Source organism: Spirulina subsalsa FACHB-351 (assembly GCF_026130165.1).
Classification (GTDB): domain Bacteria; phylum Cyanobacteriota; class Cyanobacteriia; order Cyanobacteriales; family Spirulinaceae; genus Spirulina_A; species Spirulina_A subsalsa_A.
On sequence record NZ_JAIHOM010000231.1, the window covers coordinates 1 to 2,630 of the forward strand.

At 43.5% G+C, this 2,630-nt stretch carries 3 protein-coding genes; 1 reads left to right on the top strand and 2 read right to left on the bottom strand.

The annotated features are described in order from the left end of the window. Window positions 1–240: 240 nt before the first annotated feature. A complete protein-coding gene (locus K4A83_RS22480; RefSeq protein WP_265266953.1) occupies window positions 241–882 on the bottom strand; it encodes a PEP-CTERM sorting domain-containing protein in 642 nt (213 codons plus the stop codon). Window positions 883–1,295: 413 nt separating this feature from the next. Beyond that, on the bottom strand, window positions 1,296–1,937 hold the full coding sequence (locus tag K4A83_RS22485) for a PEP-CTERM sorting domain-containing protein (protein ID WP_265266954.1): 642 nt from the start codon (window positions 1,935–1,937) through the stop codon (window positions 1,296–1,298). A 570-nt stretch (window positions 1,938–2,507) separates the two neighbouring features. Here K4A83_RS22485 and K4A83_RS22490 point away from each other — a divergent pair. Then, on the top strand, window positions 2,508–2,630 hold a 123-nt coding region (locus tag K4A83_RS22490; protein ID WP_265266955.1), incomplete at its 3' end, for a helix-turn-helix domain-containing protein.

Below are 2,630 nucleotides of genomic sequence, written 5' to 3' on the forward strand. Positions count from 1 at the left end.
TGTGGACATGGCGTAAGACGGGGACATAACTAATGAAAGTTGGTGGTGTACGCAGATGTGAGTGAAGCAGAAACTCAAATCGTGAGGTTTGGGAATCACCGTGGCTTTAGTCCGGTGAGGAGGTCAAGAGTTCACGCTGAAATAGCAAAAGGGTTAGATTGATTGTATCTAACCCTTTTTTTCCTATTGAATTTTCTTCAACCAGATGCGGGAGACTGTCCCCCATCTTAGAATGGCAACTTAAGAAGACCGACGACGGCTTAAACCAAAGGCACCACCCACTAAGGCTAAACCTAATAAAGTAGCAGGTTCAGGTACGCTGGTGTCATCACCACCACCAGGAGAACTGGCTAAGTAGAGGGAGATGTGAGACAATTCGGCAGCTTTACCATTGCGTGCGTTGGCAGAGGTTCCAATGGTATCCCACCAACCTTGGGAAATGGAGGTGCCAGCTTCAAAGAAATAAGCACTATAGGAAGTGGCAGCTTTGAGAACGATAACAAAGGCTTCATCATATAAACCTTCGCCAAAACTCCAAGTCCCTCGACTTCCTTCCGTGGTGTTGTTGTAGAGAACAGAAACCCCGAAATCTAGGCTATTGGGACCTGATAATACACCACCCCCATTTTCTGTAATATCGATTTTGGCATCCATATTCCAAGTTAAGCCTAAATCACCAATGCCAAAGACATCATTGATTTCGCTAGCGAAGTTCACATCATTGCCACTAAAAGACCCTTCACACATGGAAGCGGCGGGGTCGAAGTTGTTCACGTCACAGGTTTGACCCACTTGTTGAGCAAGGGTTTCCGGGGCGGTGAAGGCTAATCCAGTAGCGGCGATCGCAGAAGAGACGAGTAATGTAGAGATAAATTTTTTCATGGTGTTCTCCTGAGTTGGTAGAGCTTGTTGTGACTAGAAACGATAAAAACTTAAGACAAATTAGGATTTAACTTTTCCCTATATCTCTATTGAAAGCTATTTTCGAGACAGTGCAAACAAGATTGCGTAAAGAAATAGAGGTGTTGTGCAAAGCTTTTGTCAAGAGATTTCTAGGTTTAATTTTTTTCAGTAAAACCAACCATTTTTAAGAGTATTCAGTTTAGAAATTAATTCAGAGTTTTTACTGAGAATAAGAGGGTTAGAGCCATAACTCTAACCCTCTGTTCGTTGAACCGTTTTGATACTTGGGGCAAAACTCCTCTCTCAGGATTTCGCCAAAGCTTTGTTAAGAGAAGTTACTCAGGCCGTGGGGGGGTCAACATTATATGATCCCCCCTGGCCCAACTGAAAATCTAGGCAGACCGACGACGGCTTAAACCAAAGGCACCACCCACCAACGCTAAACCTAATAAAGTAGCGGGTTCAGGTACGCTGGTGTCATCATCAGGATCAGGAGAACTGGCTAAGTAGAGGGAGATGTGAGACAATTCGGCAGCTTTACCATTGTTGGCGTTGGCAGAGGTTCCAATGGTATCCCACCAACCTTGAGCAATGGAGGTGCCAGCTTCAAAGTAATAAGCACTGAAGGAGTTGGCCGCTTTCAGAACGATGACGAATGCCTCATCATATAAACCTTCGCCAAAACTCCAAGTCCCTTTACTGCCTTCCGTGCTGTTGTTGTAGAGAACAGAAGCCCCGAAATCAAGGCTATTGGGTCCAGATAATACACCACCGCCATCTTGTGTAATATCGATTTTGGCATCTAAGTTCCAAGTTAAGCCTAAATCAGCAATGCCAAAGACATTATTGATTTCAGCCGCGAAGTTCACATCATTGCCATCAAAAGACCCTTCACACATGGAAGCGGCGGGGTCGAAGTTGTTCACGTCACAGGTTTGACCCACTTGTTGAGCAAGGGTTTCTGGGGCAGTGAAGGCTAATCCAGTAGCGGCGATCGCGGAAGAGACGAGTAAGGTAGAGATAAATTTTTTCATGGTGTTGTTCTCCTGAGTGAGTAGTGTCAGCCCTAGTTCAGAAACGGTAAAAACTTGTAGCAAATAAGGGTTTAACTTTTCGCCTGTCCTTATTACAACCCGATTTTCGGGGCAGTGCAAACAAGATTTCATCAAGAAATAGGGGTTTTGTACGAAGTTTTTGTAAAGTTATCCGTAAAATGGCGGATTCATTATCAAAATATATCATTTGAGTTATAAATTCTCTAGGCCACAATACGGCGAAAAGGGGCTGACTGCTGAGTTTTCTCAACGTGACTTGGAAGATTATGCGGAGGAATAGGGGAGCGGGGGAGCGGAGAGTCAATTAATAATTATCAATTATCAATTATCAATTTCCCAATCTTGTCAAGTAAAGTCTCCCTAGAAGGGGGGATTTTAAACCCAATTTTTCGATAAGCTAGGAAAACTGACGTTCGCCTAGAAGCTGGGCTTGTTTGTGTGACCGAAAATAATGGGATACAAGCCCCGTCCTTCAGGACGGCTTTTTATTACCCATTTTTCAATTCCATGTTATTATAACACTTGATATCCATTAACTCAGTATAATCCGTGTTTGTCTACGAGTTTAAGGTCTACCCTAAACCACAACAAATAACCGCCATTAATGAAGCAATTAGGACATCCCAATTTGTCCGAAATAAAGTCCTTCGTTATTGGATGGATAATCGTGGT